Source organism: Shewanella sp. SR44-4, assembly GCF_014163715.1.
Lineage (GTDB): Bacteria > Pseudomonadota > Gammaproteobacteria > Enterobacterales > Shewanellaceae > Shewanella.
This window is the reverse complement of record NZ_JACJDU010000011.1, coordinates 103,384-111,020: the sequence shown is the minus strand read 5'-3', so window position 1 is coordinate 111,020 and position 7,637 is coordinate 103,384. Positions and strand designations below refer to the sequence as shown.

7 protein-coding genes and 1 pseudogene are annotated in these 7,637 nt (G+C 39.1%); 7 read left to right on the top strand and 1 reads right to left on the bottom strand.

All coding sequences use genetic code 11. The features are described 5' to 3' along the window. Positions 1–146 precede the first annotated feature (146 nt). The 4 genes and pseudogenes from H5125_RS07700 to H5125_RS07685 all read left to right on the top strand — a co-directional run. Positions 147–788 (top strand): annotated as a pseudogene (locus H5125_RS07700) (ADP-ribosylglycohydrolase family protein); the annotation flags it as partial. 86 nt (positions 789–874) lie between these two features. Beyond that, on the top strand, positions 875–1,351 hold the full coding sequence (locus H5125_RS07695; protein WP_182743929.1) for a hypothetical protein: 477 nt from the start codon (positions 875–877) through the stop codon (positions 1,349–1,351). 88 nt (positions 1,352–1,439) lie between these two features. Continuing rightward, positions 1,440–2,330 (top strand): N-acetylmuramidase family protein, encoded by an 891-nt coding sequence (locus H5125_RS07690; RefSeq protein ID WP_182743928.1) that lies wholly within the window; start codon positions 1,440–1,442, stop codon positions 2,328–2,330. Then, complete coding sequence (locus H5125_RS07685) at positions 2,317–2,754, top strand: hypothetical protein (RefSeq protein WP_182743927.1); 438 nt, start codon at positions 2,317–2,319, stop codon at positions 2,752–2,754. The genes H5125_RS07690 and H5125_RS07685 overlap by 14 nt, the downstream gene beginning before the upstream one ends. Before the next feature lie 680 nt (positions 2,755–3,434). Here the strand turns inward: H5125_RS07685 and H5125_RS07680 are convergent. Beyond that, on the bottom strand, positions 3,435–4,721 hold the full coding sequence (locus H5125_RS07680) for a citrate synthase (protein WP_101086890.1): 1,287 nt from the start codon (positions 4,719–4,721) through the stop codon (positions 3,435–3,437). A gap of 429 nt (positions 4,722–5,150) precedes the next feature. Between H5125_RS07680 and sdhC the strand changes: the two genes are divergently transcribed. The 3 genes from sdhC to sdhA are packed head-to-tail and all read left to right on the top strand — an operon-like array spanning position 5,151 to position 7,633. Further along, positions 5,151–5,525, top strand: coding sequence for a succinate dehydrogenase cytochrome b556 subunit (gene sdhC / locus H5125_RS07675; protein ID WP_101086891.1), 375 nt, complete (start codon positions 5,151–5,153; stop codon positions 5,523–5,525). Further along, a complete protein-coding gene (gene sdhD, locus H5125_RS07670; RefSeq protein ID WP_101086892.1) occupies positions 5,519–5,866 on the top strand; it encodes a succinate dehydrogenase, hydrophobic membrane anchor protein in 348 nt (115 codons plus the stop codon). The genes sdhC and sdhD overlap by 7 nt, the downstream gene beginning before the upstream one ends. After that, positions 5,867–7,633, top strand: coding sequence for a succinate dehydrogenase flavoprotein subunit (gene sdhA / locus H5125_RS07665; RefSeq protein ID WP_101086893.1), 1,767 nt, complete (start codon positions 5,867–5,869; stop codon positions 7,631–7,633). It begins immediately after the preceding gene. The last annotated feature ends 4 nt before the right edge of the window (positions 7,634–7,637 follow it).

Here is a 7,637-nt window from a genome sequence, read left to right as displayed (position 1 = left end):
AACATCCAGAGCGATGGTCAAAAGAAGAGCGAAACTGGCAGCCAATAGGCGCTGTGGAGTTAAATCCAGAGCAACATAAAGAAGCTGCTTAACAATTTAGGCGACAACTGTCTTGAAAAACGCCGCTAACAGATGGTGAATATAGTGTCGAAGTCATTGCAAATAAATTTGTAGAATGCTTTAAAAGAGATAAACGTAGGGGATATTCTAGAGGATTTTACGAACTCTTAACTAATGTAGAGTCTGGAACTGAATTACTATCAAGAATCATCCCAAATAGTGAGAGAAATGGTGCCGCAATGAGATCGGTTCCATTAGGTTTTTTAAAAGATAAAATTCAGCTTTTAAAACTAGCAGCAATGCAAGCAAAAATAACACATAACACTGAAATTGCAATTAAATCAAGCTGTGCGATTGCTTTAACGAGTTATTTTGCTATTCAAAAAAAAGGAAAACTATCTGAATTGCGACTTTATTTGGAAAATGAAGGTTATGGTGATTGGAATTTTGATTGGAGAGGCGAAGTTTCTGTTGCTGCATATGATACTGTTAGTGCCGTTTTCAGCTGTTTGTTGAGCAATGATAATATCAAGGAGTTATTAGTTAATTGTGTTGATTTGTGCGGAGATACTGACAGTGTTGCATCAATAGCCGTTGGTTTAGCTTGTTGCTTTGATGAATATGAAAGCAATATACCTTCACATTTATTCTTAGGATTAGATGAAACCCAATATGGTATTTGTTTTTTAGATGAACTTGAAGAAAAACTAAATATAAAGTTTAGATAGCATGTGGGTCGAAGTTCTTATCAAAACAATGGGCAAACATTTTTATACGTAATATCAATATGACTAAACCATATAGTGAATTTGGTATGAGTCGCTATAAAAAAATGCGTGATGTAAAAGATGAAGACATGTTTTCCTATTCAGGTAAAAAAATATTTGTTCATTTAGATAATGGTGATGTGATTGGTTTTGCGTCAAATGATGTAAAAAGATCTGTTGTTACTTGGTTTGATGAAAAAGACGGTGTTAAAGAGCATTTTTATTTATGCCGATCTGGTGATGAGTTTTCATATGACGACCCTATACACTCAGTAAAAGATAACTGGAGTGGAATAATTAATGAAAAAGTCATGTCGATAACAGTGTTTACTGTTAAAAACCCCGTTGAAGATAAAAAATTTGTCGATAGTTTTGAGGCTGCAATTTTATTGGAAACCGCTAAAGGTAATATGCTTATTTCAGATGCTTCAGCAGCCTTCAAATATTCATCTTCTATGCCTGTCGTAAAGTTAGAAGATGCCCCTGATGGTTTTTTTGACAACCTGGAGGCTAGAGTATTGTGAAATTAATTAACATTTATATCAAAAAATTAAGCAGTTAGAAGAACTATATAATAAGGTGTATGAATTTCACAATGACAAGGATAATACGATGTCATCAATAAAAATATCTCAAGCTGTCGGGCTGGGTGGCGCTAACAGTTTAAACGATGTAAAAGCAGTACAAACTGGTTTAAACAAACTACTCAAATCCATTCCTCCTACAAAATCATTAATTGTTGATGGCCGTTTAGGCTCTAGGCCTGAAAGCGCTAAAACTGTTGCAGCGATAAAGCTATTTCAAAGTAAAGTACTCAACATGGTACGTCCAGATGGCAAAATTGACGTAAATGGTCGAACTCATCGAAAGCTAAATGAAAAGCTAATAGCGGTCTCAAGCAAAGCCCACTTTAAGTTGCCAGTAGCATCTAGCGAAATTCAAAAAATATCAGATTCTGATTATCTAGATATTGCGAATCAACTTGGTTGTAAAGTCGCTGCTGTTAAAGCTGTTGCGGACGTAGAGTCTTCTGGTGATGCATTTTTCTCAAACGGAAAGCCGAAAATCTTATTTGAAGCCCATATTTTTGCTCGTTTGACAAATCACAAGTATGATCAGAGTCATCCATCTGTATCCAGCAAAACCTGGAATCGAAGCTTATATACCGGTGGCTCCCAAGAGTATGCAAGGCTTGAAATTGCCATGAGTTTAGATACTTCAGAGGCTTTGAAGTCGACTTCATGGGGGCGCTTTCAAATTATGGGCTTTAATTATAGTGAGTCAGGTTTTACTAGCGTAGAAGCTTTTGTTAAAGCAATGTTCAGCTCAGAAAGAAAACAGCTTGATGCTTTCGTTAGCTTTGTAAAGAATAAAGGGCTAGAAAAGTACCTAATAACGCTAGACTGGGCTTCATTTGCGAAAGGTTATAACGGTTCACAGTACGAACAGAATAAGTATGATATTAAATTACATAAGGCATTTGAAAAATATGACAAAAAGTAAACTCTCTAACGCTTTGTGGGTTTTACCCTTATTTTTAGTTGCATCGTGTAGTGCCTCTCAGCGTGATGTGGCAGAGATTATATTTAAATGCCACGCTGATCAGCCCAAATCGATTGATGTTGTTATTAGTAAAATGGATAACACGTTTAAATTAGAGCAATTTAATATTGAGAGTTCAAAGCTTGCTAATGCAGCGCTAATTAGTGATGTGAGTAAATCGAGCTACCACCGTTCTTTAGTTACAGAGCACAGTATGACTTTCACATACGACGATAGTGAAGTCATAGTGAGTGACTACTACAGCGAAGAACTTAATATGATTACTAAAGAAACATCAGTAACAATACAAAAAATTGGTACAAAAGAATATTGGCTTTGTGATGATTCAGGTTTTAGTAAGTTGGGCTCTATTGAAGATTTCTAGTGAATTAAAAATGTTCATTATCTTGCTAAAATCAAAGTGATTAAAGTGGAATAAATGTACCAAGATGATGAATTAGAAAAGCAGGTCTATTTTGCTGAACAGGCTCATTCATACCTTCGCCTATGCTTTCTTTTACAGTTTATATTTCTCAAAAAAGAGTTTCTTCAGAAGGGACTTTGACATGGGGAAAACATTTTTGTTTGCTTTTTCTTTGTTATATCTTTCGCCAACGAAACAGGTCCGAGGTGGAATAATTCAATTTATATAGATGATCACAACTTAACAATTAATGTTGCCGCGGAGCAGTGCCAAAAAAGCTTAATTAATGTTCCTAAAAGCTGGAACTATGGTGTAAAAAAGCCATTAATATGGGTTCTTGGAGAGGTTTAGTACCTCTTAACTTGCACACCGGTAATGGTGATCCGGATTGTAATAGCGTCATCAGCGAAGACTAATTTGAGTGTAACTACCACCAACTCAAAATTGATTACTGTCATACGACTTCAATCTGTTAAAAATTGTAAAATTAAATGTTCTATTAAACATCACCTCTAACCGATTATAAATCATTGAAGGTGTTTAGGGCTGATTTATTCACTACGTTGAATAGTCACCGATATCTAAATTTAAATAACAAAAAAGCGCCTTTCGGCGCTTTTTTAGTTTGGTTAATCAAAAGATTAACGCTTATCAACGCTCACAAATTCACGTGCAGACTCACCAGTGTATAACTGACGTGGACGGCTGATTTTGTGGCCTGGTTGATCTAACATTTCTTTCCAATGTGAAATCCAACCAACAGTACGTGACAATGCGAATAGCACTGTGAACATATCGTTAGGGATACCAATGGCTTTCATGATGATACCAGAGTAGAAATCAACGTTCGGGTATAGCTTCTTAGAGATGAAGTATTCATCTTCAAGAGCGATACGCTCAAGTTCCATTGCCACGTCTAATAATGGATCAACCACTTTAAGTTCTTTAAGGACTTCATGACAAGTTTCACGCATCACTTTAGCGCGAGGGTCGAAGTTCTTATAAACGCGATGGCCAAAGCCCATTAGACGGAATGGATCGTTTTTGTCTTTCGCTTTCTCGATAAATTCAGGAATGCGATCAACGCTGCCGATTTCTTCTAACATTTCTAAGCAAGCTTCGTTAGCACCACCATGAGCTGGGCCCCACAACGAAGCAATACCCGCTGCAATACATGCAAATGGGTTAGCACCTGAAGAGCCAGCTAAACGAACAGTAGATGTAGATGCATTTTGCTCATGATCAGCATGCAATACAAAAATACGGTCCATTGCTTTTTCTACAACAGGATTAACTTTGTACTCTTCACACGGAGTAGCAAACATCATCGACAAGAAGTTACCCGCATAACTTAAATCGTTACGTGGATAAACAAAAGGTTGCCCCATTGAGTACTTGTAGCACATCGCTGCTATTGTCGGCATTTTCGACACTAAGCGGTAAGCTGCAATTTCACGATGCTTTGGATTGTTAACATCAAGAGAATCTTGATAGAAAGCAGATAATGCACCTGTTACACCACATAGCATTGCCATTGGGTGTGCGTCACGGCGGAAACCTCTGAAAAAGAATGCAATTTGTTCATGAACCATAGTGTGTTCTTTCACTGTGGAAACAAATTGTTCGTAATCAGCTTTAGACGGTAATTCACCATATAATAGCAAGTAGCATAAATCTAAGTAGGTCGATTCAGTTGCAAGTTGTTCAATTGGATACCCACGGTGTAACAAGATACCTTGCTCACCATCAATATAAGTAATTGCTGACTCACAAGATGCAGTAGCTAAAAAGCCTGGATCGAAGGTGAAATACCCTTTTTTTCCAAGTGTACTGATGTCGATAACGTCAAAACCTTCAGTACCTTTCTTGATAGGTAGGTCGATTGATTCGTTTCCTGGTAACTCTAATTTGGCTATATTATCAGCCATACCCCGTTCTCCTTACTTCATTCTTCTATATGAGTGCGGCATGTTAAGCGGTCATTACTTTACAGTGGATCGGGATCACAGATCAATTTAAATAAGCGTTTAAATTTGTTAGACCATGGTATATGTGCCCTGTAAACCGCTCTGCGCTTGGATTAGAATAAAAAAATACTAAAAAAACTTATTTTGCATAATGTGAGGTTTGTATTTGACAATTCCCACGAGTATACTTGCCTGCGCCCCCAAGGGCGACGAACATCACAGTTTAGGAATGATGAATTTACGAACTAAATAGTGGTTTCTCAATTGATTAGATGTTTCAGAGTGGTCCGTTATTTGTTTTAAAACGTATGCCTAGTGTTAGCGTTAATAGTTAAACAAAAAACAGATAGATAACAAAAATAATGCTCGACGGAGCTGAGTGAGCAGAACGTGAAAAAGCAAAGACCTGTCCATCTAGACCTGCAGACGATAAGCTTTCCTGCGACAGCTATCGCGTCAATCCTACACCGTATTTCCGGTGTTATCATGCTATTCGCAATTGGTATTCTTCTATGGCTGTTAAATTCGACTTTAACATCACCAGAGGGGTTTGCTAGCGTACAATCCTTGTTCGATGGTTTCGTGATGAAGTTCATCATTTGGGGTATTCTAACTGCGTTGGGTTATCATTTATTAGGTGGCATTCGTCATTTGATTATGGATGCCGGACACTGGGAAGAATTAACTTCGGGTGTTGCATCAGCTAAGGCTACTTTTGTGTTAGCAGTAGTCTTTTCAATCATAGCGGGGATTTGGGTATGGTAACAAATGCAGCAAGTTTTGGACGCAGTGGTGTTCATGACTATATTCTATTACGCGCAAGTGCAGTGATCCTCGCTTGTTATACTATTTTCTTAGTAGGTTTTATCGCGTGTAGTGCCCCGTTAACTTTCGAAATTTGGAGTGGCTTATTTAGTTCACTTCCAATGAAAGTCTTTACCCTTATAACGTTAGTTGCTTTACTTATTCATGCGTGGATTGGTGTATGGCAAGTGTTGACTGATTATGTCAAACACACAGCGTTACGTGGTGTATTACAGTTTACCTTTGTTATGGTCGCGATCAGTTATTTAGCGTCAGGCATTGTAATAGTGTGGGGTGTTTAAGTGAGTATTCCAGTACGCGAATTTGATGTAATCGTAATCGGCGCCGGTGGCGCGGGTATGCGAGCAGCATTACAGATTTCTAAAGAAGGTAAGAGCTGTGCGCTGTTATCTAAAGTATTCCCAACTCGTTCACATACCGTTTCTGCTCAAGGTGGTATCACCGTAGCATTAGGTAATGCGCACGAGGACCATTGGGAACAACACATGTACGATACGGTTAAAGGTTCTGATTTTATTGGCGACCAAGAAGCTATTGAGTTTATGTGTAAAACGGGTCCGGAAGCGATTATTGAACTTGAGCAAATGGGTTTACCTTTTTCTCGTTTCGAAAATGGCACAATCTACCAGCGTCCTTTTGGTGGTCAGTCTCGTAACTTTGGTGGCGAGCAAGCTGCTCGTACCGCTGCTGCTGCTGACCGTACAGGCCATGCATTGCTTCATTGTTTATACCAACAAAACGTTAAACATAAAACTAACGTTTATTCTGAGTGGTATGCCTTAGATTTGGTTAAAAATGAAGATGACGTTGTAGTGGGTTGTACCGCAATTGAAATTGAAACAGGCGATATTGTTTATTTCAAAGCCAAAGCAACGATACTCGCAACGGGTGGTGCAGGGCGTATTTATGCTTCGACCACTAATGCTCATATTAACACCGGTGACGGTGTAGGTATGGCAGCGCGTGCTGGCATTCAATTACAAGACATGGAAATGTGGCAGTTCCACCCAACGGGTATTGCTGGTGCAGGTACCTTGGTAACTGAAGGTTGTCGTGGCGAAGGCGGTTACTTATTAAATAAAGATGGCGAACGTTTCATGGAGCGCTATGCACCGAATGCGAAGGATTTAGCTTCTCGTGACGTGGTAGCACGTTCAATGATGACTGAAATTCGCGAAGGTCGTGGTTTAGACGGTCCTTTAGGCCCGCATTTGTTACTAAAGCTTGATCATTTGGGCAAAGAAACCCTTGAAGCGCGTCTTCCTGGTGTGTGTGAATTATCACGTACTTTCGCTCATATCGATCCAGCAGACGGTCCTATTCCTGTATTGCCAACATGCCACTACATGATGGGCGGTTTACCGACTAAAGTGAGCGGTCAAGTTATTCGTCAGAATAAAGATGGCAGTGAGCAAGATGTATTAGGTTTATTTGCGGTTGGTGAAATCGCTTGTGTATCTGTACACGGTGCAAACCGCTTAGGCGGTAACTCATTACTCGATTTAGTGGTCTTTGGACGTGCTGCGGGTCAACATTTAGGTAAAGCGTTAGACGCTACACCTGATCCAAAAGCGGCATCAGACATAGAAATTAGTGCATCACTTGCTCGTCTTAATCGTTGGGAAAGCAACAAAGACGGCGAAGAGCCTGCGGTTATTCGTAAAGCGCTTCAATTGTGTATGCAGTTAAATTTCTCTGTTTTCCGCAGTGGTGAAGCCATGGCTGAAGGTCTAGAGCAGCTACAAGCTATTCAAAAGCGACTTGATAATGCTAAGTTATCTGATAACTCAAATGAATTTAATACTCAGCGTATTGAATGTTTAGAATTAGATAATTTAATGGCAACAGCGCTGGCAACTGCTTATGCAGCTAACTTCCGTACTGAAAGCCGTGGTGCGCATTCTCGTGAAGATTATTTAGATCGTGATGATGACAATTGGTTGTGTCATAGCTTATTTGACCCAGTGACTAAGAATATGAGCAAACGTGATGTCAACATGACACCTAAATTACGTGATGCATTCCCACCAGTAAAACGTACCTATTAGGCAG

Bases quoted from the DNA above. Each gene is read 5' to 3' on its own strand.
- H5125_RS07685 (WP_182743927.1), top strand. From the start codon at position 2,317: ATGACAAAAAGTAAACTCTCTAACGCTTTGTGGGTTTTACCCTTATTT.
- sdhD (WP_101086892.1), top strand. From the start codon at position 5,519: ATGGTAACAAATGCAGCAAGTTTTGGACGCAGTGGTGTTCATGACTAT.
- H5125_RS07690 (WP_182743928.1), top strand. From the start codon at position 1,440: ATGTCATCAATAAAAATATCTCAAGCTGTCGGGCTGGGTGGCGCTAAC.
- H5125_RS07695 (WP_182743929.1), top strand. From the start codon at position 875: ATGAGTCGCTATAAAAAAATGCGTGATGTAAAAGATGAAGACATGTTT.
- H5125_RS07680 (WP_101086890.1), bottom strand. From the start codon at position 4,721: ATGGCTGATAATATAGCCAAATTAGAGTTACCAGGAAACGAATCAATC.